The organism is Mesorhizobium sp. YM1C-6-2 (assembly GCF_003666685.1).
GTDB lineage: Bacteria > Pseudomonadota > Alphaproteobacteria > Rhizobiales > Rhizobiaceae > Mesorhizobium_K.
The window spans coordinates 165743-188030 of record NZ_RCIZ01000004.1 but is presented as its reverse complement, the minus strand read 5'-3'; the positions used below and the strand labels follow the sequence as shown (position 1 = coordinate 188030).

Annotated in this window: 22 protein-coding genes and 1 pseudogene; 11 read left to right on the top strand and 12 right to left on the bottom strand. The window is 63.4% G+C overall.

Features of this window, described 5'->3' with window-relative positions:
• The first annotated feature begins 86 nt into the window (after positions 1–86).
• Complete coding sequence (locus D8676_RS12715) at positions 87–1133, top strand: hypothetical protein (RefSeq protein ID WP_121581267.1); 1047 nt, start codon at positions 87–89, stop codon at positions 1131–1133.
• On the opposite strand, the gene D8676_RS12710 is transcribed toward D8676_RS12715, so the two are convergent.
• From D8676_RS12710 to D8676_RS12700, 3 genes are all read right to left on the bottom strand, one after another.
• On the bottom strand, positions 1069–2244 hold the full coding sequence (locus tag D8676_RS12710) for a phage portal protein (protein ID WP_121581266.1): 1176 nt from the start codon (positions 2242–2244) through the stop codon (positions 1069–1071). The two genes, D8676_RS12715 and D8676_RS12710, sit on opposite strands and share 65 nt — an antisense overlap.
• A 142-nt stretch (positions 2245–2386) precedes the next feature.
• Positions 2387–3598, bottom strand: a complete 1212-nt coding sequence (locus D8676_RS12705) for a terminase family protein (RefSeq protein WP_245426803.1) — start codon at positions 3596–3598, stop codon at positions 2387–2389.
• Positions 3599–3632: 34 nt separating this feature from the next.
• Positions 3633–4112 carry a hypothetical protein gene (locus D8676_RS12700; protein ID WP_121581264.1) on the bottom strand — a complete coding sequence of 160 codons (480 nt, stop codon included), beginning with the start codon at positions 4110–4112 and terminating at the stop codon, positions 3633–3635.
• Positions 4113–4359: 247 nt separating this feature from the next.
• On the opposite strand from D8676_RS12700, the gene D8676_RS12695 reads away from it, so the two are divergent.
• Entirely contained in the window at positions 4360–5340 is a 981-nt protein-coding gene (locus tag D8676_RS12695; RefSeq protein ID WP_121581263.1) for an IS1595 family transposase, read from the top strand.
• Between the two features lie 1373 nt (positions 5341–6713).
• On the opposite strand, the gene D8676_RS12685 is transcribed toward D8676_RS12695, so the two are convergent.
• Positions 6714–7325 carry a hypothetical protein gene (locus D8676_RS12685; protein WP_121581261.1) on the bottom strand — a complete coding sequence of 204 codons (612 nt, stop codon included), beginning with the start codon at positions 7323–7325 and terminating at the stop codon, positions 6714–6716.
• Between D8676_RS12685 and D8676_RS12680 the strand changes: the two genes are divergently transcribed.
• The 4 genes from D8676_RS12680 (at position 7307) to D8676_RS12665 (ending at position 11038) form a co-directional block, all read left to right on the top strand.
• Complete coding sequence (locus D8676_RS12680) at positions 7307–7525, top strand: helix-turn-helix domain-containing protein (RefSeq protein WP_121581260.1); 219 nt, start codon at positions 7307–7309, stop codon at positions 7523–7525. The two genes, D8676_RS12685 and D8676_RS12680, sit on opposite strands and share 19 nt — an antisense overlap.
• Positions 7526–7690: 165 nt before the next feature.
• Positions 7691–9838 carry a PBP1A family penicillin-binding protein gene (locus tag D8676_RS12675; protein ID WP_121581259.1) on the top strand — a complete coding sequence of 716 codons (2148 nt, stop codon included), beginning with the start codon at positions 7691–7693 and terminating at the stop codon, positions 9836–9838.
• Between the two features lie 80 nt (positions 9839–9918).
• The gene (locus D8676_RS12670; RefSeq protein ID WP_121581258.1) at positions 9919–10503 is read left to right on the top strand and encodes a DUF1214 domain-containing protein; all 585 of its coding nucleotides are present in this window, start codon (positions 9919–9921) and stop codon (positions 10501–10503) included.
• Positions 10496–11038, top strand: a complete 543-nt coding sequence (locus tag D8676_RS12665) for a DUF1254 domain-containing protein (RefSeq protein ID WP_121581257.1) — start codon at positions 10496–10498, stop codon at positions 11036–11038. Before D8676_RS12670 ends, D8676_RS12665 begins: the two co-directional genes overlap by 8 nt.
• 57 nt (positions 11039–11095) lie before the next feature.
• On the opposite strand, the gene D8676_RS12660 is transcribed toward D8676_RS12665, so the two are convergent.
• A complete protein-coding gene (locus D8676_RS12660) occupies positions 11096–11281 on the bottom strand; it encodes a hypothetical protein (RefSeq protein ID WP_121581256.1) in 186 nt (61 codons plus the stop codon).
• 216 nt (positions 11282–11497) lie between these two features.
• On the opposite strand from D8676_RS12660, the gene D8676_RS12655 reads away from it, so the two are divergent.
• The gene (locus tag D8676_RS12655) at positions 11498–12472 is read left to right on the top strand and encodes a hypothetical protein (protein ID WP_121581255.1); all 975 of its coding nucleotides are present in this window, start codon (positions 11498–11500) and stop codon (positions 12470–12472) included.
• A 57-nt stretch (positions 12473–12529) separates the two neighbouring features.
• Here D8676_RS12655 and D8676_RS12650 read toward each other — a convergent pair whose 3' ends face one another.
• The 3 genes from D8676_RS12650 to D8676_RS12640 form a co-directional block, all read right to left on the bottom strand.
• On the bottom strand, positions 12530–12874 hold the full coding sequence (locus tag D8676_RS12650; protein ID WP_121581254.1) for a DUF1491 family protein: 345 nt from the start codon (positions 12872–12874) through the stop codon (positions 12530–12532).
• Between the two features lie 112 nt (positions 12875–12986).
• A complete protein-coding gene (locus tag D8676_RS12645) occupies positions 12987–13793 on the bottom strand; it encodes a peptidoglycan-binding protein (RefSeq protein WP_121581253.1) in 807 nt (268 codons plus the stop codon).
• Positions 13768–15426, bottom strand: coding sequence for a PAS domain-containing sensor histidine kinase (locus D8676_RS12640; protein ID WP_245426767.1), 1659 nt, complete (start codon positions 15424–15426; stop codon positions 13768–13770). The genes D8676_RS12645 and D8676_RS12640 overlap by 26 nt, the downstream gene beginning before the upstream one ends.
• A 617-nt stretch (positions 15427–16043) precedes the next feature.
• On the opposite strand from D8676_RS12640, the gene D8676_RS12635 reads away from it, so the two are divergent.
• Positions 16044–16412, top strand: a complete 369-nt coding sequence (locus D8676_RS12635; RefSeq protein WP_121581252.1) for a DUF5330 domain-containing protein — start codon at positions 16044–16046, stop codon at positions 16410–16412.
• Between the two features lie 122 nt (positions 16413–16534).
• A complete protein-coding gene (locus D8676_RS12630) occupies positions 16535–16960 on the top strand; it encodes a SufE family protein (RefSeq protein WP_121581251.1) in 426 nt (141 codons plus the stop codon).
• Positions 16961–16996: 36 nt separating this feature from the next.
• Here the strand turns inward: D8676_RS12630 and D8676_RS12625 are convergent, their stop codons facing one another.
• Positions 16997–17776: a DUF6456 domain-containing protein gene (locus tag D8676_RS12625; protein WP_121581250.1), complete on the bottom strand. Its 780-nt coding sequence runs from the start codon at positions 17774–17776 to the stop codon at positions 16997–16999.
• A 4-nt stretch (positions 17777–17780) separates the two neighbouring features.
• Positions 17781–18206, bottom strand: coding sequence for a helix-turn-helix domain-containing protein (locus D8676_RS12620; RefSeq protein WP_245426766.1), 426 nt, complete (start codon positions 18204–18206; stop codon positions 17781–17783).
• A 215-nt stretch (positions 18207–18421) separates the two neighbouring features.
• Between D8676_RS12620 and D8676_RS27915 the strand changes: the two are divergent.
• A pseudogene (locus tag D8676_RS27915) lies at positions 18422–18682 on the top strand (cytoplasmic protein); the annotation flags it as partial.
• Between the two features lie 141 nt (positions 18683–18823).
• Here the strand turns inward: D8676_RS27915 and D8676_RS12610 are convergent.
• Positions 18824–19261: a MucR family transcriptional regulator gene (locus tag D8676_RS12610; RefSeq protein ID WP_121581249.1), complete on the bottom strand. Its 438-nt coding sequence runs from the start codon at positions 19259–19261 to the stop codon at positions 18824–18826.
• Between the two features lie 365 nt (positions 19262–19626).
• Positions 19627–19992 carry an SH3 domain-containing protein gene (locus tag D8676_RS12605; RefSeq protein WP_121581248.1) on the bottom strand — a complete coding sequence of 122 codons (366 nt, stop codon included), beginning with the start codon at positions 19990–19992 and terminating at the stop codon, positions 19627–19629.
• Between the two features lie 115 nt (positions 19993–20107).
• Here D8676_RS12605 and D8676_RS12600 point away from each other — a divergent pair, with 115 nt between their 5' ends.
• Positions 20108–22225, top strand: a complete 2118-nt coding sequence (locus tag D8676_RS12600) for a S9 family peptidase (protein WP_121581247.1) — start codon at positions 20108–20110, stop codon at positions 22223–22225.
• Positions 22226–22288 lie beyond the last annotated feature (63 nt).

The following is a 22288-nucleotide window of genomic DNA, read 5'->3' as shown; positions in this document are numbered from 1 at the left end:
CAACTCTATTGAGATCCGGTCCGAACAGGAGCCAAGTTGAACGATTGAAAGGCCTGGCTTTCCGGCTCTGTCCAAGGCGACCCGCGATGGTCCAAATGGCCGCGCTGTTCGCTGTGCTGGTGGTCGGCTGGCACATCCCGCTGCCGGGCCTCGACCTCGACAACATCCCGAAACGCTACTCGCTGCTGGACAGCGCACCGATCCTTTTCTCGATCTTCGCACTCGGCCTTCTGCCGTTCTTCACGGTCCTGGCTTATGTGGAGGTCGCCAAGCTGGCGATCCCGCCCCTGGCCAAATGGCAAGGCTCCTCGATCCGGAATGCGCGGCGTCTGGCCGTCATCGTTTTCGTCCTGTCCCTCGCGGTGGCGGCTTGGCACGGCTTCGGCATCCTGCTGGCCATGATCGCCGGGGGGATCGTCAGGCCCGACGCGATCGCCTTCGTGCCGGTCGGATTGGCCACGTTCATCGGCAGCACGGCGTTGCTGATCTGGCTGGCGGACGATTTTGGACCGCCCGACCTCGGTGGCGGCTTCTGGCCGTTGATGGCGATGATGGCGATTGCCGGTTTTCCCGAGCAGTTTTCCGTGCTGGCCAACCTCTTCCACGTCGGACAGATCTCGGAACGTCATTTGCTGGTCGTAGTTCTGTCGCTGGTGGCCGGGCTGGCGCTTGTCGCTTTCGCCAACGAACTCCTGTCGCGAAACGTGTCCGCCGGCGGTGTAGCGAAAACCTCGATCCTGCTGTGGCCATCCTACCTCGCCGGCGTGGTCGCCGGACATGCCCAGGTCCTGCTGCCAAGCGACCTGCACGATTGGCCGTTCGTCTCCGTACCGTTCGTCGAGATGGCATACGTCGCTATCGTTACCGTTCTCATCCCGGTCTTCGTCTTTGCCTATGCCGGCAGTTTTCAGCCTTCGAAGGCCAAGGAGCCGGAACGGTGGCCATTGCCGGTCCTGTTGGCGGTCTCCGCCATCCAGATGGCTTTGAATGTCGGAACCTGGCTGCTCCCGATCAGCCTCGGGATTCCTCCCATGGCTTCCGGCGGCGAATTGCTCGTGATCGGCACCGTCATGCTCGCGCTGGTCGCTGCCTCGGCCCATACCCCACCATCTCGCGCTTCTCGTCGTCGCTGAGGAAGCTCGCCGCCCCGACCCTTGCCCAGAGCGCGTCGCGCTCGGCCGTCAACCCCTCGACCAGATCGGCGTCGTACCAGAGCTTCAGCCCCTCGCCGAAGGCCTGCCCCAGCCAAGCCGAAAACTCCTTCGCCGTCCTCGCCACCAGCGGCAGCACCGTCATGCGGTAGAAGGCGCGGTTCGCTTCCTGGTAGTTCGCATAGGTGTTGTCGCCGGGGATGCCCAAGAGCATCGGCGGCACGCCGAAGGCGAGCGCGATGTCGCGCGCCGCCCCGTGCTTGGCCTCGATGAAATCCATGTCCTTCGGAGTCAGGCCCATCGCCTTCCAGTCGAGCCCGCCTTCGAGCAGCAGCGGCCGTCCAGCGCGGGCCGCGCCCGAATAGCCGTCCTCCAGCTCCGCCTTCAGCCGGTCGAACTGCTCGTCCGAGAGGTTGCCGCCCTCCTTCGGCGCATAGACCAGCGCGCCCGACGGCCTTGCCGAATTGTCGAGCAGCGCCTTGTTCCATCGCCCCGCCGCATTGTGGATGTCCAGCGCCATCAGCGCCGCCTCCAGCGGCGCGAAGCCGTAGTGGTCGTCGAGCGGGTGGAAGAGCGAAAGCTGCAGCGCGCCCTCACCAGCCACACCCACGCCAACCCTGCGTTTTGCGCTCCCCTCGCGATAGTCCAGCGCGGTCGGCCAGCCGGCCGCATCCGTCAGCACCGACACGCGGTCGGGCCTCAGAAGATGCAACTCGCGCGCGTCTTCGCCCGCCGAGGCGATCTCCACATAGGCGCTGCCCGACAAGAGCAGATGCCCGTAGAGCGCTTCCAGGAACGACCCGCCCGCCTGCCGCTGGTTCGGCCGGTCGAGCAGGTCGAGCAGCGGATGCGTGTCGAGTTCCCCGCCGTCCTCGTAGAGCAGCCAGGGCACCGCCGAGGCCGTCTCCGATATCAGCCGCACCGAGCGGTGCACGACCGGGTTCTTCATGAACCCCTCGCGCGCCAGCGCTGCATAGTCGCGCCTCGTCCAGTGCGCCTCGCCCGCCGCATGCAGCGCGACGAAGCCGGTGGCGCTCTTGCCCTCGGGCACGATCCGTCCGCCGTCCCTTTTCCAGGGCCAGTTCCACTTCATGTGTTTTCCTTTTGAAAAGGCAGTAGGGCAGTAGGCGAGTAGGTTAGTAAGGGAACAAGGGATTTAAGAGCTCGAGCTGAACTTCGAGCGGCACCACCTACGGCGGCCCCTATTCCCCTATCTCCCCTACTCACTTACTCCCTCAGACGAAGTCCCTGATCCTTGGCTCACCGCCGTTGCGGATCAACTCGCCAACCGCCCAGACCAGCGCGTCGACCCGGTCCGGCGAGCGCCCGCCTGACAGCCCGTCCGGGCCGAAATCGCACATCTCGTCCTCAAGCTCGGCGAAGCGTCCCGCGTGTTTCACCCGGCCCTGGCTGTAGAGCGCGGCGATCGGCTCGGCGCGCAGCCATTTTCCCCTGTTCGCCCTGACCGCCTTCACCGGCACCGTCTCGTCCACGGTGCGGATCACCGCCGTCACCATGTCGCCACCCTGGTTCACCTCGGCGACGATCGCATCCGCCTCAAGCCGGTGGTAGAGCGCCACCGCGGCAGTCGCCCAGTCGCGCGGCTTAGCGCGTTTGAGCGTCGCGTCCGCCAGCACCACCGCCCTGCCCTCGCCGTCGAGCCCCGCCGCGACGATGCCGCAGGCGTCCGAAGTCTTTCTGGAACTCGCCGGCGGGTCGACCGCCACGACGATGCGGCGCATCTCGCCCGCCTCCTGGACAAAGGCACCGGCCAGCATCTCGCGCGACCACAGCGCGTCCTCGCGGTCCTCGACCAGCTCGCCTTCCAGCTCCTGCCGGCCGAGCCGGGTGCCGCCATAACGCTTCGTCAGCGCCTCGACGAAACCCGCCGCCAGGTTCTTCGCGTTCCTCTCCGTCGGCAGCCTCCCATGCGCCACCTGGGGATCGGCGAGCAGCATCTTCATCAGCCTTGTCGGCCGCGGCGTGGTGGTGATGATCTGCATCGGCCGCGAGCCCAGCCGCAGCCCGAACTGCAGCATGTCGAAGGTCGCCTCCGCGTTCTTCCACTTGGCTGCCTCGTCGCACCATGCCGCGTCGAACTGCGGCCCGCGCAGGCTCTCGGGGTCCTCTGACGAGAACATGTGCGCCACCGCGCCGCTCGCCGGCCATACCAGCCGCCGCCGCGACGCCTCGAAGCGCGGTCGCTCGACGCGCGAGACGGCAAGGATGCCCGACGGCCCCTCGATCATCACCTCGCGCACATCGGCGAGCGTCTCGCCAACCAGCGCGATCAGCCCGTAGCGCTGCCTTTCCTGCGCGAAGGGCGGCTGTCCGTGCACCAGCCCATCCACCCATTCGGCGCCGAGCCTTGTCTTGCCCGAGCCGCGCCCGCCGGTGACCAGCCAGCAGGCGGGCCTCGGGTCCTTCCCGAGCGGATATTGCTCCAGCCGCGCGGAGAAAAACCACGACCCATCGAGCGCGTCAGCTCCGTGCAGCCCGATCTCGCTCTCGCACCATTTTTTCAGCGAGCTCCTGCGCAAGCTCGACGATACGTTCGTGGATCCGTTCGAGGATCGCCGCCCGGTCTTCATCCGTCCTGATCTGCTTCTTTCTGGCGATTTCCTCGGCCCGCTTGCCTCCGTCGATACCGATCAGCCCGTTGAGACTCTTGATCAGCTGGGACAGCGTTTCGATTTCGCTCTTGTTGATCTTGCCGCCGTTTTCCAGCGCGGTCCGGCCCGCCTCCTCGATTCGGGCGAGCAGCATGCGGGCGACCTCCCGCACCTTGCCGCCGATGTCTTCCTCCGGCTCCCGATCGAGTTCCCAGCCTGCGCGCTTCGCCTCGATCGCGATCCGGCGCGCCGAGCGGCCGGTCGCCTGCGCGACCAGTTCGATGGTCGGTCGCGCGTCTTCCACGAGCGCGCGGATCGCCCGCCACTGCGCGAGCGGCTTACGTATCATCTTGATGCTCCTGAGTTTTTTCCCTTCGCCCGGTTCACGGGGGAAGGTGACCCGAAAGGGGGACAGGCGACGTCAACGACTGGTGCAGAGCAGCGCGACCCGGCCGCGATCCTCTCAACCACGCGCAATTTTCCGACGATAGCGAAATCCTAGCAGACCACCGTCACGGCGTCAAGGACTTTTTTCCTAATTATATACTTGACAAAGTACGGCCTTGGACTCATAAGAGAACCAAGGAGTTACCGATATGCGCCTCGACCACCCGATTTTCACCGACGCCGACGCAGCCCGCGAGCATCTTGAAGCCCAGCGTTGGCCGCATGGCCCGTCCTGCCCGCATTGCGGCAACATCGACGGCGAGCGCATTACCAAGATGGAAGGCAAGGCGCATCGTCCCGGCCTCTACAACTGCATGGAATGCCGCCAGCAGTTCACCGTCACCGTTGGCACCGTATTCGAGCGTTCCAAGATCGCCTTGAACGTCTGGCTGCTGGCTACCTTCCTCATGGCTTCGTCCAAGAAGGGCATGAGCGCCCATCAGCTTCACCGTATGCTTGGCGTCACCTACAAGACCGCCTGGTTCATGGCGCATCGTATCCGCGAAGCCATGAAGGAAGACGTTGCTTCGTCCGGCCCGCTTGGTGGCGAAGGCAAAACCATCGAAGCCGACGAGATGTATATCGGTAAGCGCGAGACGCCTCGTAAGCTCGCTCGTGGCCGCATCGCTACGCCTACCAAGTCGGGCAAGGCTGGCGGCGCTGACAAGCGCATCGTCGTCGGTCTGGTCGAGCGCGGCGGCAAGTCCCGCATGTTCCATTTGAACGACGCCAACAGGGAAACCGTTCGCGACGTTCTGGTCCGCAACGCTGACCGCGCCTCCACCCTCTACACCGACGAGTCCCGCCTCTACACCCGCACCGGCGAGGAATACGCCTCGCACAAGACCACCAAACATTCCGCTGGCGAATATGCCCGCCGCGAGGGCGATGTTGTCGTGCATTCGAACACAATCGAGAATGTATTTTCGGTGTTCAAGCGCGGCATGGTTGGTGTCTACCAGCATTGCGGCGAAGCACATTTGCATCGCTATCTTGCCGAGTTCGATTTCCGCTACAATCGCCGCGCCGCGCTCAAGATCACCGACCGCGAGCGCCATGACCAGTTACTTGCCATGATCGAAGGCAAGCGCCTTACCTATCGGCGGATTGGTGAAGCCGATTACGCCTAAGCAGAAAGCGCGAAGGCTGTTAGCTATCCGCAAGCGAAAGATCAGTGGCGCTTAAGTTCTTCCATCTTGGGTCTTATCCAGTCCCAAACCCAAGGCAGAGCCCACCCTTCGTATGCATCGGGCGCGATGGGCATGACCAGAAGGTGATCTTCCGGCTTTAGGCGAAGGCGTATCGTGTTCGTAATCTGGTCGGGAGATTTCTCCGTCCAAAGGAGCCAAGTCCATGCGTGGAACCTAATCCAGTCCAGCGCTATCGGGGTTAGAGCTTCATCGATCAACTTTGGGTTAGCCGGTGTTTTTACCCAGCGCACGGTCACCATGTACAGTTTAGCCATGACCGGGTGTCCCAATTTGCGTTGGGGCCGGGTTAGACGTTGGTTCCGCTGTCAGGTCGATGGTTGGAGGCGGCAACTTTGCCGACTGCTCAACTTCGAGATAGCGGACAAGTTCGGCGCCATCCAAAACTGAATGGTTCGGATGACTCTCCGCGTAGTTGAACGCCTTCCATATGTATAAGCCAGCGGCCAGAAACGCACATGCGGCTAGGCCTACAACCATCCAAGGGTCAGACCTCACGGCGAAAATCGCCATCCCCAACACCAGTAACAATGCAACAGCAACCGGCGCGGTTCTTCCCACTACGCCGGGCCCAAGCTTGATGTGTTGAAGCGGCCCCCACCAAGAGCCGACCCCTGAATTTGAATCGGCATTGAGCATAACTCTCGGGTTTTAGCGACAGGCTACAAAATTAGCGAGTCTCTTTCTTTGGAGACTTGGGGGATTGCTTCCGAGTCTCTTTGTCAGCAGCTTTATCGTGCGGCTTCGGCGGCGTTTTCAGCATCCGCTTGAGCGTGTCGTTGAACCGCTTATCGTCGGCCTTTTGGTCCTCTTTCCCCACTATCCACCTCGATTTCTCGGGGAATCTGCAAAATAACGGCCAAGGATCAAAACGAATCCTTGTCAGGACAAAACGAGTCGCCTCTTGCTGGAAGGGCTAATGCGACGAGCGCCGATGATCCAGTGGTTGCACCCACGTAAGATCACCGGCTCGCCTTTTGGCCCATTAGCTGGCGCTACCCGCTATGGGTGCCTTCAGAGACCGTCGTCGGGTCTCTGTCGTAGTGGGGCTAGCAGGTTCGCCTTCGGGGACCCTCATCAAGTACCTAAGGTCGGTTCAATTCCGACTAGCTCCACCGCTGCCCACCATGAATCATGTCAAGCCAAATTCCAACCCGCTTGACACCTTTTCTTTTTCCACAGTTTCCGGCCTGTCACGCAAACGAATCATAACCCGCCGAATCGTACTTTGTCACGTATATAATTAGGACTTTTTTCCTATTTTTCTTGATACCCCATCCTGCCCGCTGGGCGCCTCATTTCGGCAAACCAGCCTTGAGATACCCTTCGACAAAGTGCTCCCGGTCGTCCGGATTCTGAAACGGATGGATATCGGCCCAGCGTCGGGCCTGGAAACCGGGATTGTCGGAAAGGAACAGCGCAGCCTCCGCCTTCGCCTCGTCGAGGCGGCCCAGTTGCGCCAGGCTGGCGGCGAGCACCCGCTGGGAGCCCGTTCGATAAGTCGTTTCGTGCTTCAACGCCTCGATCGCCTCGATCGCCTCCTCATAACGGCGCGCGGCATAGTTGGCGAAGCCCAGCACCCAAAAATAGACTCGTGGAGGATATGGGTTGAGCCGGAAGGCCTTCTGGACGCTTTCGACCCCTTCCCCGGCCCTTCCCTGGAAGACACGCAGGTCGGACTGCAGGGCCCAGGCGTCGGCATAGTTGGGATTGAGACGCAGGGCCTCGCCGAACTCCATGTCGGCGCGGGAGAGATCCCCTTCGTAGGCGTGGATGTAGCCCAATATCATCCGCGCATCCGCATTTTCCATGTCGAGTGCTCCCGCGCGATCGGCAGCCTTCAGGGCTGTCGCGCGGTGAAGCTGCATATCCTCTCCCCACATCGCCCATGCCGCGCAGTGGCTCATTGCAAGCCATGCTGTTGACCGTGCGGCTCCGCCGGGCGGCGCTCGGCCTGCTCTCAAGCCGCGACCCTGTCTCGGCGATCGCTTATGAGGCTGGTTTCGGCGACCTTTCCACCTTCAACGCCGCCTTCCGGGACCGATTCGGCGCCCCTCCTCGGGTTTTCCGGCGGCGAGGCGGCCTGACAGTGCCTTCTTTGCAATAGCTGCCGGGTTTGGCGCGACAACCCTTGATTCCCCTTGCCGCGGGGGCAAAAATCGGTGACAAGACGGCGGTCGGGGCGCAGGCGGGCTACGCCCTGAAATCGCCTCCAAAGCTTTCCAGTATCGATCGCAGCCCGAGCCGGACGCCGCCGAGTGAATCGTCGACCATGAACCGTCCCATGCCGCGCAAACCGAAGAGCCCCAAAGCGACGCGCCTGATGGCGATCGACGCATGGATCGACTCGGCATTCTACGAGATCGGGTTCAAGGCGAGCGAGATCTGGGAAACGTTCACCATCTTCTTCCGCCGCTTCCGCTACACCGGCTGGAAACGGGTGTTTTTCGAGCTCCTCGGCGAAGGTTTCACCATGGGCGCGGCTGGCTCCGTGGTCATGCTGGCGCTCGCCATGCCAGCCTTCGAGGAGACCGAAGGCAACTGGCGCGCGCAGGACGATTACGCCGTCACCTTCCTTGATCGCCAGGGCAACGAGATCGGCCAGCGCGGCATCATCCAGCGCGAGTCGATCCCCGTCGACGAGATGCCCGACCATGTCATCAAGGCGGTGCTCGCCACCGAGGACCGCCGCTTCTTCGAGCATTACGGCATCGACTTCCTCGGCCTCTTGCGCGCCATGTCGGAGAACATGCGCGCCAATTCCGTCGTGCAGGGCGGCTCCAGCCTGACGCAGCAGCTTGCGAAGAACCTCTTCCTCTCCAACGAGCGCACCATCGAGCGCAAGGTCAAGGAAGCCTTCCTTGCCATCTGGCTCGAGATGAACCTGTCCAAGAAGGAAATCCTGCAGCTCTATCTCGACCGCGCCTATATGGGCGGCGGCACCTTCGGCATCACCGCTGCGGCCGACTTCTATTTCGGCAAGTCGGTGAAGGACCTCAACCTCGCCGAAGCCGCCATGCTTGCCGGTCTCTTCAAGGCGCCCGCCAAATACGCGCCGCACGTCAACCTGCCGGCGGCGCGCGCCCGCGCCAACGTCGTTCTCACCAACCTCGTGCAGGGCGGTTTCATGACCGACGGCCAGGTGCTGCAGGCGCGGCTCCATCCCGCCGACATCGTCGACCGCGGCGACCGCAACACGCCCGACTATTTCCTCGACTGGGCGTTCGAGGAAGTGAAGCGGCTTACGGCCAAGTCCGGCGTGCGTTCGATGGTCGCGCGCACCACGATCGACATGAACCTGCAGCGCGCGACGGAGGAATCCGTCGAGTACAACCTTCGCCAGCACGGCAAGGAATACGGCGTCACCGAAGGCGCCGTGGTGGTCATGGAGGTCGGCGGCGCCGTTCGCGCCATGGTCGGCGGGCGCGACTACGGCCAGTCGCAGTTCAACCGCGCCACCAAGGCGCTGCGTCAGACCGGCTCTTCCTTCAAACCCTATGTCTATGCGGTCGCCATGGAGCACGGCTTCACGCCGGATTCGATCGTGTCCGACGGGCCGATCACCTGGGGCAAGTGGGCGCCGAAGAACTATGCGCGCAGCTACGGCGGCGGCATGGACCTCACCACCGCCTTGGTGAAATCGATCAACACCGTGCCGGTCCGGCTCGCCAAGGACTATCTGGACATCCCGCCGATCAAGGCGATGGCCGAGGCGATGGGCGTGGAATCGACGGTGAGCTCCCACAAGACCATGGTGCTCGGCATCTCGGGCATGACCGTGCTCGACCAAGCGACGGGCTACAGCGTCTTCCAGAACAACGGCATGGCGGGGCTCCGCCACGGCATCACGCAGGTCCTCACGCGCTCTGGCGACGTGCTCTACGACTGGGACAAGGATGCCACGCCACCCAAACGCGTGCTTTCGACGACCGCCGTCGGCTACATGAACTCGATGATGGTGCAGGTACCCGAGCGCGGCACCGCGCGGCGCGCCGCCCTACCCACCATCCGCTCGGCCGGCAAGACCGGCACCACGCAGTCCTATCGCGACGCCTGGTACATCGGCTACACCGGCAACTATCTCGCCGCCGTCTGGCTCGGCAATGACGACTTCTCCGTCACCCGCCGCATGACCGGTGGTTCCCTGCCGGCGATGGTCTGGAACCGGCTGATGACCTACGCGCACGAGAATGTCGACCTGAAGCCTATCCCCGGCATCGAAAATCCGTTCGTCGACGCGACGGTCATCGCCAAGGCCGAGGCCAAGCAGAAGAAGCAGGAGGACGAACTCGGCGACATCGAGCGGCGCCCGGTGTTGTCGGGCTCGACCACCAGGGCGCTGCGCGCCATCGCCGACGTCTTCAAGAACTCTTCCGTCATCGACGCGCCGCCGGAACCCGAAACCCTTTCGGCGCTCTAGCCGTACCGGCCCGGCGTGTCCCGCTTGCCATCGAGGTCGCCCCCGCGCTATCCGAAGCGGCTCGTTCCAACCGGCGATCCATGCTGAAAACCGCCTTCCTCACCTTCGTCGTGCTTTGCATCTCCATTGTCGGGGGCGGCGCCAGCGTCTGGTACACGCTGAAGGCCAATGAAAGCGTCGGCGCCGTCACCATCGGCGAGTGGACCGCCTTCCCGCTGATGGGCACGCTCGACGCCGACCCCTACTCCCGCGCGCGCGTCGCCCGCGAAGGGTTGCTCACGCTCGGCCGCGCCGAAGGGCTTTCCTTCTCCGCCCAGCGCGATTCCGACGGCGGCGCGCTCCGGCGCGAATGCAGCTACCGCATCGAGGGGCCGGTGCCCTCTGCCCGCTTCTGGACCCTCTACGCCGCCGATCCGGCAGGCGCCGTCATTTCCGCCGGCACGCGGCGCTCGGGCGCGCTGCACTCCTACCAGGTGCTTCGCCTCGCCGACAATTCCGTGTCGATCGCGGCCGGCGCCCATCCCGCCCCCGGCAACTGGCTGGCGCTTTCGGGCACCGGCCCGATGACGCTCGTGCTCACCTTCTTCGACACGCCGATCGCGTCCAGCACCGGCGCCTCCGACGTCGTGCTGCCCTCCATCGTCAAGGTCGGTTGCGATGCTTAGGCTGTTCTACGCCTGCCTGATCGGCCTCGTCGGCGCCGGCATCGTGCACATCGCGGTGCTCTTGCTCCTGCCGCAGTTCTCCGAGCGCGACGCGTGGTCGAGCCTCGCCGAGGCCGGGGATTTCTACAAGGCCGTGCGCATCGACGCCGCCGACGGCAGCCCGCCCATCGTCAAGGCCGCCGGCCCGCTCTTCCATGCCTCCGCCTGCCGGTTCGACCTCACCAACGGCCCGGTCCACCTGCGCGCGCCGGGCACCGTCCCCTTCTGGTCGGTGTCGATCTACAACCGCGCCGGCCAGAACGTCTATTCGTTCAACGACCGCGCCACCGACAGGGGTGCGCTCGACTTCGTCGTGCTCACCTCCGATCAGATGATCGAGGTGCGCAAGGCCGTGCCGGAGAGTTTTCAGAAAGCGATCTTCGTCCAGGTGCCTATCGGGGAAGGCATCGTTCTGGTGCGCAGCTTCGTGCCGGATCCGACCTGGGAAGAGGCGACATCGGAATTCCTCGCAAGGCTCGCCTGTACCGAGGAATGAGTTTTCCGGCCAAGCCGGTCAGCTTGAGGATGGCGAATCCAGGGAACGTAACCCGCTCTAATGCCGCGGCTCGGGCTTGTCCCGTTTCGTCTCCGCGCGGCCGGCGGCCGCTTGGCGCGGCTCCGGCTCGTGACGCTCATAGCGTATGCCTGGGAAGATCACGATCGACGCCGTGTCGCCCGCGGCGAGTGGTTTTCGGACCGTTGCCGCAACCCGCGGCGCAAATGCCAGTACGCTGCCCATGACTGCGATTTCCTCTCGGCTTGACCCGGAGCAACCACGCAACGCCTCCGTATTCATAAGGCCAGCAGACGGTTAACAGGACTTTAACGGATCGCCGCTAATTTGAAATCAGACCGGGCGTCAGGCAGTCCGCCTGGCACCGGTCGGCCATGATCCCGAATGCCCGGTTTCGGACGGGATGATGGCAGCATCAGTAAGTGTGTCAGGCGTACAGACGTGTCTTCCTCCGATTTCCGTCAGATCACGATCAGGAGCGATGCGCAGAGGGCGGAGCGGCTTTTCCGCGCCTCGGTTTCGGCATTCTGCTCGCTGCCGCGTCCGTCCAGGCGCGAGATCGCGCAGCTCGAGGACCTCGCTTTGCCGCTCTTCGACCTCGTCTCGGTCGAAGCCAAGCGCTACGTCGCCGCCGCGCTTTCCGAATGCGCCTACCCGCCTGCGGGTCTCGTCAGGCGTCTCTGCGACGAGACCGTCGACATCGCGGCACCCCTGCTCATCCGCTCCGGCGCGCTCACCGACATCGACCTCATCGCCTTCATCGGCCGCCACGGATATGGTCATGCGCGCGCCATCGGCCGCCGGCCGGAGCTCAACCCGGCCATCGCCAAGCTCGTCGCCGCGCTGGAGAGGAAGGTCGTGCCGCTGAGGCCGCGCGAGACCGTGTCGGCACAGCGCCCGCAAGCGGCTTCCTCTACCGCCGTGCCAGCAGCACCTACCGAGGAGCGCGCGCCCGGCGACGCCGCCGAGGAAACCCGCCGCCGGTTGCGTGCGATGATGCGCCCTGCCTCGACCCTGATCTCGACCACGGGATCGCGCGACCGCACACCATACGACCGGCTTCGTGAAACGGTGCTCAGCGGCCATGCCGCCTTCTTCCAGACCGCGCTTGCCGACGCGCTAGACAAGGATTTCTCGGCCGTCCGCGATGTTAGCGAAGACCCCTCCTATGCATGGCTGCTCGACGCGCTGCGCATGCTCGAGGTCGGTGATGAGAAGGCGTTCCTCGTCACCGCCGCGCTCTACCCCGCGCTCTTCGGCGATCTGCAGGCGATCCGCCTCTTCCTGTTGCGCTATGCCGCAATCAGCCGCGAAGAGGCTTCCGAGCGCATCGCTTCGTGGAAATCGAGCATCGCCGAAGCTTCGACGGAACCGCCGGCCTCCTTGCGCAGCCGCGACATGCGGGCTGCCCGCTGAGCCGAGCCGAAGCAGCCGGAAAAATTTCGAACCGGCTTCCCGAAATGGTGACCTGAACTACGTCTCGGCAACCGAGATCAGATCTTCGATCGTGCCTTGCCCCGGCTCGATCTCGACCACCCAGATGTCGTAGTCGAACCGCTTTTCCTTCTCCAGTCGCGCGTCGAGCGCGGCCTCGTCCTCCAGTGCGTAGCGGATGAAGAAACGCTCGTCGGGTTTCGCCGTGTCATAGCTCGTCTGGGGCGCCGGCCCGAACAGCTCGGCCCCGCCCAGCCTGTCGCGCACGATCACGAACACCGCGCCCGCTTCCGTCGCGCCGCGCTTCGCGATCGCCGCGAAACCGCCCCCGGAAAAGACACGCTTCACCAGCGCCGAAACCCAAAAATCCGTCGTCACCCGCATGGGGCTGCTCTAGAGCAATTTCAGGGAAAATGGAAACCGGCGTCGCGTGTGCGATCGCGACAGACCAAGGCCGGATCGGCGCCGAGGGCCGTAGGGAGACCAGGTGACCGACTCACTGGATCAGCCCGATTTCCTTCATCTTGGCGTAGACGGCCTGATCGGCTTCGCCCGTGACCTCCAGCCCGAACAGCGACTGGAATTCCTTGATCGCGGCAGCGGTCCTTGCCCCCATGAGGCCGTCGATCTCGATCGCCTCATTGCCGAATTCCTTCAGTCCGGCCTGCACCCTGGCGATACGCTCGTCGCGCGTCAGCGACGCCTGCTTGGGGGCAGCCTCGCTGGCCGCCTGGCCCGTCGTCGCCACAGCCGGTTGGGCTGCCTTGTCGCGCGGCGCCGGCGATGGAAGCACGGCCTGCTTGATCGAGCCGGTGCCCAGTTGGTCGAGCAGACCGTCATCGACTGAGCCCGTCACCGCCATTCCCATCTTGGACTGGTAGGCCTCGATCGCCGTGCGCGTATTCGGACCGAGTAGCCCATCGACCTCGCCGCTGTAGAAGTTGAGTTGCCTCAACGTTTCCTGCACTTCCTTGATCGTCGGATCACCCGTCACGACCCGCAGTTGTTCCGGCTGCTGGTCCTCGTTCGGACGTTCGATCAGGATCGTCGTTTCGTCGGGAAGCCCAAAGGCGGGTTCGGGCGCGCCGGGCCTCAGGAAATCCCGGGTGGCGAAGAAGGCGCCGGAATGCGCGTGCGGCTGGTACCACAGCGCGTTGGCGGACACGAAGCTCAGCGCCACCAGGAACGCCGTCGAGCCCCCGACCAGCGTGGGGTTGCGCGCGATCAGTCCGAGCACCGCGCCGACGCCGTCCCCGAAAGTCCAGGGCTCGTGCTCTTCAAGCTGTCTTGCGGAACGTCCCATCGAAGTCCTCTTTGGATCTGTTCGGCTTCATCGCAAAAACCTCGGCCGCTTCCCTTTCGATCTCCCGCGCCGGCGGATCGGCGGGCAGGTTGATCGTGACGGTCGTACCATGGCCCGGCTCGCTCTCGATCGCCATCGTGCCGTGGTGAAGCGCGACGAGCCCCTTCACCAGCGACAGGCCGAGGCCTGCGCCTTCCAGGCTGCGCGTATAGTCGTTCTGCAACTGCGTGAACGGCTTGCCGATCCGGGTGAGATCGTCGGCCGACATGCCGATGCCGGTATCCGACACCCAGAAATGCAGCCGCGAGCCGAGACGTTTCCCGCCGACCGCCACCGTTCCGCCTGCCGGCGTGAACTTTATGGCATTCGAGATCAGGTTGATCAGCATTTGCTTGACCGCGCGCTTGTCGGCATGCACCTCGCCTATATCGGAGGCCAGCGCAACCTTGAGATTCAGCTCCTTGTCCGCCGCCTGCCTTTCCAGCATCGACCGGCACATGTCGACGGCCTCGCCGAAGCGGAACGGCTCGCACTCGGCCGGATAGGCGCCGGATTCCAGCCGCGACACGTCGAGGATGGAATTCACCACGGCAAGCAGGTGGCATCCCGACTCGCGCACCAGCGTCACATATTCCTTCTGCCTCGGATCGGAGAAGCCGCCCAGCAACCCGTGCAGCAGCATGTCCGAAAAGCCGATGATGGAATTGAGCGGTGTGCGCAGTTCATGGCTGACCGCCGCGAGCATGCGGCTGCGGGCGATCTCGGTGCTTTCCGCGGTATCCACCGAAGCCGCCAGCGCCGCGCGCAGGGCCGCCGCCTCGTCGTCCGCGCGCACCAGTACCGTGATGACCGGCCCGGTCGACGTCTGTGCATCCGACGGCCGCATCATCTCGATGACGAAGGACCGGTAATCCGCGGCAGCGGTGCCGGCAGACCCCGGAACCCTGATCCTTGCCTCGACCCGCCGAAACCCTTCCTTCTCGCGCAAGTCGGCCAACGCGCACATATAGGCGACGCGGTCGGCGACATGCAGCCGGTCGAACAGGCCCGTCGACAAAAGCAGTTCAGGTGCAAGTCCAAGTATCCGGCGTGACTGCTGCGAGGCATCGAGTACGTCGCCGCCCGCGTCCATACGCAGCACCACGGCCTCGACGATTTCCTCCAGCGGACGCTTCTCGTTCGTATCGCTCTCTGCCTTTTCGTCCAGCCAGGCGGCGATGCGCGGCGCGACGAAGGCGAGATAGCCAAGCGGGATCACCCAGTGGGCGGCTGCCGGCGACGCTCCGGCGAAGAGGACCGGCCCGAGCGTTGCCTGCAGCGCCAGTGCGGCGAACCCGGCAACCATTCCGCCAAGTGCCGCCTTCGGCGTCCGCCTCACCCACCACGCCTCGAAAGGCAATGCCGCAAGGATGATTGCAGCCGGCGACGCAGACCCTCCGGCCGACGCCACGATCCCCGCAAGCGCCACGGTCCCGAGCACCAATGCGACCGCTTCCGCAATGCGCGCCCGACCGGTCGTGGCGACGAGAAGCGCAGAGAGGAGAGCGCCGCCGAAGATCGCGCTTATGCCGGCGAGCGTTGCCGCAACGCCGACGAGGGGCGACAGCAGGACGGCTGCCGGCGCGGCGATCATGAAAGGAGCAGCCAGAAGGACACCGATCAGCCGTCGCTGGCGAAGACGCTCGGCAGGTTCGCGAACGGCGCCATGGACCAGACGCTCACAGCGCGCGGCGACGGCGTCAAGCAGCTCACCGGTTCTGGTCCCAGACAGACGCAATCAACGCACTCGCACTAATACAGTATTTGGCCCGCTTGGCGGGTCGCCTTTGTTGTCCTCGAAATTCGCATTGAGCCTTTAAGGAATGAATAAAGCCCGGGCCGTTTGACCTCGGCTCGGCGGTGAATAACGGGGTTGCGACGACGCCCAGCTTCTTCTGGTTCTACCTATGGTAAACGGGGGCTTAGTTTTCTCGATCTCTGCAACCGTGCCGGGTTGCCCGTCTGGCACCCTCTGAATCCGGAAAAGAGAATTCAGATCAACCACTTGCATGATGAACGACCAGTTGATGCGCCGAGCGGCATTTTCAGCCATCTCGATTCACGTTCGAATCGCTAAAATTTGAATCAAATTTGCCTCGAATGTTATTCTCGGCTGCAAGCCGTCCTTCGGCTGGTCGTGGCATTGTCGCGCCGGTGATGAGACCCCGCTTCCACGATTGCTGCTGCGGGACGGAACAAGAGGACGGACGAATGGGCTTCCTGATCCGAATGGCGTTCTGGTTCTCGCTGGTGCTTCTGGTGCTTCCCCTGGACACCGGCGCGAACGGCGACAGCGTCAGCCCGATCCAGGCTTTCTTTGCCGCTCGCGAGGCCGTCGACGACGTCTCCGGCATATGCGAGCGCAAGCCCGGCGTCTGCGAGGTCGGCATAGCCGCCATGCAGACGATCGGCGCAAGGGCGCGCGAAACCGCCCGCAACGCCTACCAGATGTTCGAGGAGAACGGCGACCCTGCGCCGGCCGACGAGGTCGGCTCGCTCATCGCGTCCGAACAGCCTGCCTCCCGGACGGACGAACCCACCGATTCCTCCGCGACCGGCAGCGTGACAGTCTCGAAGTGATGTCGGGGCCGTTGTTTCCCGCCCTGGGAACAGCCCCTTCCTTCCCGCGGACTAGCGATCGGCCAGAGGCATATTCCAAGCTTTTTCGTGACCTCGGCCTCCGCTCGGCCTATATCCGGCCCATGACGACCATTGAGGCGATCCGCGACGACTTTGCCTTCCTCGACGAGTGGGAGGACCGCTACCGTTATGTCATCGATCTGGGTGCGGCGCTGCCGCCCTTCCCGGACGAATCGCGCATCGAAACCTACAGGGTGCCCGGCTGCGTCAGCCAGGTCTGGCTCACCACGAAGATCGGCGACGGTCCCGACCCGGTCGTCGAGTTCCGGGGCGATTCGGACGCCCACATCGTGCGCGGCCTCGTCGCTATCATGCTCGCGCTTTTCTCGGGTCGGCGCGCCAGCGAGATCGGCGCGACTGACGCCGAGGCCCTGCTCAGGGAACTCGGCCTCGACGAGCATCTGACGCCGCAGCGTGCCAATGGCCTGCGCTCGATGGTCAAGCGGATCAAGCGCGACGCCGAGGCGGCGCTGAAGCAGACCGCCTGAGCCGTACGCGACCGCAACTTTGAGAACCCGACCCGCTCAGGTAATCGACGGACGATAATCCGCCGTCCCCCAATGAAGCATCTGCCGCGGCCGCCTTTCTCGCGCGGTCCGAGGATTGTAGTGGCGGCTTAGCGCGCCGAGCGCCGTCTTCAACACGACCTTCGCCGACCGCGCCGGCCAGCCACGTTCCATCTCCACCGTTTCCATCCCCTTGAGGAAGCAGCACACGTCGATGAGGATGCCCGACAGTTCCGGGCCGACGTCGCGGATCGCGCTCTCCACCCGGATCCTGGCGGCGAGCGCCGCGTCGGTCAGGTCGGCGATGCCGCCGTCGCGCCGCCCGGATGAGACGCTCGCCACCCAGTTGGCGCCCAGGCGCGGCATGATCTGGCCGCGCGTGTAGTCGGCGCGCAGCCGCTCGCCAGCCTGGAACTCGGCCGAGGTCAGGAAAGCCTCCCCGTCCCTGCCCTTGCGCCGCATCAGCTGACCGAGTGGCGATTCCGACCAGTTGACAGCAACCGTCTCGATCCTGCCGTCGTCGCTGATCGCCATGGTTCCGATGTCGCGTCGGCTTTCGGGCAACCTCCATTCCTCCGGCGCGACGTGCTCCACCTTCCCCCCGACCATCCGCAACTCGCCCGCCCGCATCATTTCCGCCAGCAGCTTCCGTTCGACCGAGATCGTTCCGCGATCGCCAGCATCGAGCAGCACCTTGCCCTCGGCCGCCGTGTCGGCCAGCTCCGCCGGCCCCTGCGCCAGGAAACGCAGGACGCGCGCCTGTGCCTTGTCCTTCAGCTCCGTTTCCGTCTTCCCCATTGCGTCAGAGCCCCAGTCGGTTGCCGAACGCCGCGAGCGCCACCCGTTCCGTCATCGTGATGATGCGGTCGAAGTCGGTGTCGTCGCGAAGGTCCTCGACCAGGTGGCAGGCATAGAGCACCGTCGTGCGGTCCCGGCCGAACGCCCGGCCGATATCGGTCATGTTCAGCCTGAGGATGACATGGGCGACATACATCGCCACCTGCCTCACCCGCGAAACGCCGAGGCTCGACCGGCCCGGCTTGCGGATCTCCTTGCTCGACACGTTGAACAGCGCCGCCGTGATGTCGATCATGCCCTCGCACAATTCGATCGCGAGTTCGTCGCGCGCCCCCGACGGCCGGCTCGTGAAAATCGTCTCGGTGATGCCCCGCCAGGGTGCTTCCTCGATTTCGGAATGTGCCGCCGATTTGATGGATGTGAGTTGCACTGAACTTGTCCCCCTCCAGAATATAGGAATAAGTTCTTATATCGGGAGCCGGCAGTGGTGTGAACAAATAAAGAACGACCAGCCGACCATAAATCCTTCAAACTATTGATTTTACTTCTTATTTTTCAGAGCATCACAGAATTTTCCCGTGATTTTCTCCCCGCTTCCGCTGCGGCCCTCACACTCGCATGCCATTCGAAACAGGATTTACCGGCATGAACGGGCTTCGGCAGGAAATAGCGGCCTTCCTTGAAAACAAGCAGACCAGGGCATCGGAAGCCCGGCAGATGGCGGCGTTGCAGATCGCCTGCCACTTCGACCTCGCCGAAGCGCTGGGCGCCGAACCCGCGTTACGCTCGCGAATCGTCGTCCGGCTGGAGCGCATGATCGAACGCGAGCGGCAGCGCGGCATGCGTAGGCACTGGAGCTACGACCTCAATCGGCATATCGCGCTCAAGCAGGCGCTGGACAGCCTTCGCCCGGCGGCGACCGGTACCGCAGCGACCAGATGCACAGCCGAACGGATCGCAAGGACCATGAAAAGAAAACGGCGCCCGCAGGCGCCGCTTCAGATCTTTGGCTAAATCTTGTCTCGCACCAACGAGACGGAGCCAAAATCACTTTCCGCCTCTGCCGGTCTTGCGCTTGCGGCCGAGGCCCATCTTCTTTGCGAGCTGCGAACGGGCCGCTGCATAGTTCGGAGCCACCATCGGGTAGCTCGGATCCAGGTTCCACTTTTCGCGGTACTGGTCCGGCGTCAGGCCGTAGTGGGTCATCAGGTGACGCTTCAGAGACTTGAACTTCTTTCCGTCCTCGAGACAGACAATATAGTCGTCATGCACCGAACGCTTGGGATTGACAGCCGGCTTCTGCTTGTCGGCCGGCGGCGCCTCGGTCCCGCCACCAACCCGGCCGAGCGCCGCGTGGACATCAGCGATCAGGTTCGGAAGCTCTCCAGCGGGCACCGGATTGTTGCTGACATAGGCTGCCACCACATCCGCGGTCAGCTCGATCAGCATTTCACTATTTCTGGTAGGCTGCTCGGCGATTTCCATATTCTTCAGGCCCCAACATAAAGTTCTGTTTGTTTGCCCCTTTTAGTCTAGAGCGGGGCTGTGCGCGATTTTGCACAGGCTAAGCCCATGATTCGCGTCGCGTGTCGTTATGAAACGCGTGAAAGTCCAAGTCAATTGGATATTTGATCAGTATTACGGCACGAATACCACTTTTTCTGTATATCGCTGCTATTTTGAGCTCCTTACTGAAACTCTTTAGGCCTTTCTTACGTATGCGTTCGCCCTTACGTTACGTCAATTCGAGCGAAGTCTATGTAGATCACCATCAGGCGACGTCAAGCCACCGCCCGTTCGAAGCAGTCTAAGCTGGCGCGTTTCGTTGGAAGACCTGGAACCGCTAAGGCTCAATGCGGCGTAATATACCGGCCATAGACCCAGCCGGTGACGAAATTGCCGTTCTGGGCAGGGTCATGCCAGATCTGGCACCAGCGATAGCGAACCAGTTGTTCCTGCTTCCATTCGGGATGACCGGAAATATCGAACAGATTGACGCCGCCGGTGCATTTTCCGGTCATCTGCAGCACCGTGCCGTTCGGATATGCTGCCTGTTTCTGCGAGTTACTGGCAGGATATTTGCGCACATTGAGCGTATCGCCGAAGGGCACGTTCGTTATCTGCCAGGCGGCAAAGGTTGCGGCGGAGGCCTGGATCGTGGCAAGGCCGATCGCGGCGGCGGCCAGTATAGACGCGGTTCCGAAACGGGAAATCATCAAATCCTCCTTGGAGTCTCCCGATTGATATGCGCTGAACCTAGATATCCACCCTTGAACCGGCCCTGATCGGCGTGTTCATTCGGCATTCAAGAATTTTCGTCAGCGAGACGCAATGACCCAAAAACCTGTATTCCCAGCCATCGATGCGCCCAAGACCGAGGAGCGTCCCGTCGAAGATACGCGCCATGGCGTCACCCGCATCGACGAATTCGCTTGGCTGCGCGCCGGCAACTGGCAGGAGGTGTTCAAGGATCCGTCGGCTCTCGACCCCGCCATCCGTGCCCATCTCGAGACAGAAAACGCCTACCAGGTCGCGATGCTGGCCGACGCGGCCGACCTCAGGAAGCGGCTGTTCGAAGAGATGAAGGGGCGCATCAAGGAAGACGATTCCTCCGTCCCCATGAAGGACGGCCCGTTTGCCTACGGTTCCTCCTACAAGAAGGGCGGAGAGCAGCCGCGTTTCTTCCGCATGCCGCGCGAGGGCGGCGCCGAGCAGATCATCCTCGACGGAGACGCCGAGGCCGATGGCAAGGCGTATTTTCGCATCGGCAGCAGCGATCATTCGAGCGATCACCGCCGCCTCCTATGGGCCTTCGACGACAAGGGCTCGGAATTCTTCAGCCTGCGCGTACGCGACATAGCGACCGGCAAGGACCTAGACGACGATGTGTCTGACACCAGCGGCGGCGGTGTCTGGAACGCGGCCAATGACGGCTTCCTCTACACGCGCGTCGACGAAAACCACCGCCCGTCCAAGCTGTTCTTCCATGCACTCGGGACAGACAACGCGCAGGACAGGCTGGTCTACGAGGAAACCGATCCCGGTTTCTTCATGGATGTCGGCGGCTCGCGCAACAACGACTGGATATTCGTCTCGATCAACGATCACGAAACCTCGGAGTTCAGGCTGCTCCACACCGACGATCCGACGGCGGAGCCGAAGCTGGTGGCGGCTCGGGAAACCGGACTGCAGTACGACCTCGAGGAAGGCGGTGACGTCTTCTTCATCCTGACCAACGCCGACGGTGCCAAGGACTTCAAGATCATGACGGCGCCGGTCTCCGATCCGACGCGCCCCAACTGGAAGGAACTCGTCCCCCACGAACCTGGCCGGCTGATCCTCGCGCTCCTTGCCTTCAAGGACTTCCTCGTACGCCTGGAGCGCAAGGACGGACTGCCGCGCATCGTCATACGCGACCGCGCGACCGGCTCCGAGCACAGCATCTCGTTCGATGAGGAAGCCTATTCGCTCAGTCTGCTCGGCGCCTATGAATACGACACCGACGTCATGCGCTTCTCCTACTCCTCGATGACGACGCCGGCGCAGGTCTTCGACTACGACATGCGCACACGCGCACGAGTACTGCTGAAGACGCAGGAAGTCCCGTCGGGCCATGATCCCGACCATTATGTAACCCGCCGACTGATGGCACCTTCGCACGACGGCGAACTCGTGCCGGTGTCGCTGATCTATCATCGCGACACGCCGCTCGACGGCTCGGCGCCGATGCTTCTCTATGGCTACGGCTCCTACGGAATCACGATCCCTGCTGGCTTCAACACCAACATCCTGTCGCTCGCCGATCGCGGTTTCGTCTATGCGATAGCCCATACGCGCGGCGGCAAGGACAAGGGCTTTTCCTGGTACGAGGACGGCAAGCGGGAAAAGAAGAAAAACACTTTCCTGGATTTCATCGCGGTCGCGGGACACCTTGTCTCGCATGGCTATACCTCCCACCACCGCATCGTCGCGCAAGGCGGTTCGGCCGGCGGCATGCTGATGGGTGCGATCGCCAACATGGCGCCTGAGGCTTTCGGCGGGATCATCGCGGAAGTGCCGTTCGTCGACGTGCTGACAACGATGCTCGACGACACGCTGCCGCTCACGCCTCCGGAATGGCCGGAATGGGGCAATCCCATCGCTTCGGAGAAAGACTACCAGACGATCGCCGCATACTCGCCCTACGACAATGTGGCGGCGCTCGACTATCCGCCGATCCTCGCGGTCGCCGGTCTCACCGATCCGCGCGTCACCTACTGGGAACCGGCGAAATGGATCGCGCGGCTGCGCGCGCATACCGCGAGCGGCAATCCGGCGCTTTTCAAGATCCACATGGATTCAGGCCATGCCGGCGCATCCGGCCGCTTCTCACGGCTGGAGGAGATCGCATATGTCTATGCCTTCGCCCTGAAGGTCGCGGGCAAAATGGACGGCGACAAACTCACCTGACGTCGCCTTCCCAACCTCGGCCATCCGCCAGAGCAGCAATTGTCGTCCTCTCCCTGGAATCTC

What these genes read in the sequence shown, in the direction of transcription:
- D8676_RS12715 (WP_121581267.1), top strand. Translation starts at nt 87, where the DNA reads ATGGTCCAAATGGCCGCGCTGTTCGCTGTGCTGGTGGTCGGCTGGCAC.
- D8676_RS12710 (WP_121581266.1), bottom strand. Translation starts at nt 2,244, where the DNA reads ATGAAGTGGAACTGGCCCTGGAAAAGGGACGGCGGACGGATCGTGCCC.
- D8676_RS12700 (WP_121581264.1), bottom strand. Translation starts at nt 4,112, where the DNA reads ATGATACGTAAGCCGCTCGCGCAGTGGCGGGCGATCCGCGCGCTCGTG.
- D8676_RS12695 (WP_121581263.1), top strand. Translation starts at nt 4,360, where the DNA reads ATGCGCCTCGACCACCCGATTTTCACCGACGCCGACGCAGCCCGCGAG.
- D8676_RS12680 (WP_121581260.1), top strand. Translation starts at nt 7,307, where the DNA reads ATGCCGCGCAGTGGCTCATTGCAAGCCATGCTGTTGACCGTGCGGCTC.
- D8676_RS12685 (WP_121581261.1), bottom strand. Translation starts at nt 7,325, where the DNA reads ATGAGCCACTGCGCGGCATGGGCGATGTGGGGAGAGGATATGCAGCTT.
- D8676_RS12675 (WP_121581259.1), top strand. Translation starts at nt 7,691, where the DNA reads ATGAACCGTCCCATGCCGCGCAAACCGAAGAGCCCCAAAGCGACGCGC.
- D8676_RS12670 (WP_121581258.1), top strand. Translation starts at nt 9,919, where the DNA reads ATGCTGAAAACCGCCTTCCTCACCTTCGTCGTGCTTTGCATCTCCATT.
- D8676_RS12665 (WP_121581257.1), top strand. Translation starts at nt 10,496, where the DNA reads ATGCTTAGGCTGTTCTACGCCTGCCTGATCGGCCTCGTCGGCGCCGGC.
- D8676_RS12660 (WP_121581256.1), bottom strand. Translation starts at nt 11,281, where the DNA reads ATGGGCAGCGTACTGGCATTTGCGCCGCGGGTTGCGGCAACGGTCCGA.
- D8676_RS12650 (WP_121581254.1), bottom strand. Translation starts at nt 12,874, where the DNA reads ATGCGGGTGACGACGGATTTTTGGGTTTCGGCGCTGGTGAAGCGTGTC.
- D8676_RS12645 (WP_121581253.1), bottom strand. Translation starts at nt 13,793, where the DNA reads ATGGGACGTTCCGCAAGACAGCTTGAAGAGCACGAGCCCTGGACTTTC.
- D8676_RS12640 (WP_245426767.1), bottom strand. Translation starts at nt 15,426, where the DNA reads ATGATCGCCGCGCCGGCAGCCGTCCTGCTGTCGCCCCTCGTCGGCGTT.
- D8676_RS12635 (WP_121581252.1), top strand. Translation starts at nt 16,044, where the DNA reads ATGGGCTTCCTGATCCGAATGGCGTTCTGGTTCTCGCTGGTGCTTCTG.
- D8676_RS12630 (WP_121581251.1), top strand. Translation starts at nt 16,535, where the DNA reads ATGACGACCATTGAGGCGATCCGCGACGACTTTGCCTTCCTCGACGAG.
- D8676_RS12625 (WP_121581250.1), bottom strand. Translation starts at nt 17,776, where the DNA reads ATGGGGAAGACGGAAACGGAGCTGAAGGACAAGGCACAGGCGCGCGTC.
- D8676_RS12610 (WP_121581249.1), bottom strand. Translation starts at nt 19,261, where the DNA reads ATGGAAATCGCCGAGCAGCCTACCAGAAATAGTGAAATGCTGATCGAG.
- D8676_RS12605 (WP_121581248.1), bottom strand. Translation starts at nt 19,992, where the DNA reads ATGATTTCCCGTTTCGGAACCGCGTCTATACTGGCCGCCGCCGCGATC.
- D8676_RS12600 (WP_121581247.1), top strand. Translation starts at nt 20,108, where the DNA reads ATGACCCAAAAACCTGTATTCCCAGCCATCGATGCGCCCAAGACCGAG.